Annotated in this window: 1 protein-coding gene; it reads right to left on the bottom strand. The window is 73.6% G+C overall.

Annotated features, from left to right (window positions below; all coding sequences use genetic code 11):
• Positions 1–527 (bottom strand): DUF692 family multinuclear iron-containing protein (locus K6I34_RS37915; RefSeq protein WP_229332532.1); only part of this gene is annotated, 527 nt, incomplete at both ends.

The raw sequence follows: 527 nt of genomic DNA, 5'->3' as shown, positions 1-527 counted from the left end.
ATCCAGGACGGGCGGGGGAACGGGGTGGGCGTGCGTGTCGTGCCAGATGCCGTCCTCCTCCACTCCCCCGGCTATGTGGACGTAGGCGATGGCCTCGGGAGGTATCTCCGCGAGGGTGCGGACGGGGTCCTGGCCGAGGTTGACGTGGTTGGTGTGGAGGTTGGCCACGTCGACGACCAGCCGGACGCCGGTGCGCTCGGCCACCTCCGCGAGGAACCGGCCCTCGGTGAACTCCTCGTGCGGCCAGGCGACACAGGCCGCGACGTTCTCCAACGCGAGGGGCACGGGCAGGAATTGCTGGGCCAGGCGGATGTTCGCGCAGATCACGTCGAGGGCGTCGCGCGTGCGGGGAACGGGGAGCAGATGCCCGGCCTCCATGCGGGGCGTGCCGGTCAGCGGGCCGCCCGCGCGGACGAAGGCGAGGTGCTCGCTGACGAGAGGCGCGTCGAGCGCCTCGGCCTGCGCGGCCAGGGCAGCCAGGCGGGCGAGATCGGGGCGGGCCGCGCCACCGAGCCCCAGTCCGACGC

It is taken from the genome of Streptomyces sp. UNOC14_S4, assembly GCF_020740835.1.
In the GTDB taxonomy this organism is placed as follows: Bacteria; Actinomycetota; Actinomycetes; order Streptomycetales; family Streptomycetaceae; genus Streptomyces.
This window is presented reverse-complemented; position numbering and strand designations above follow the sequence as displayed.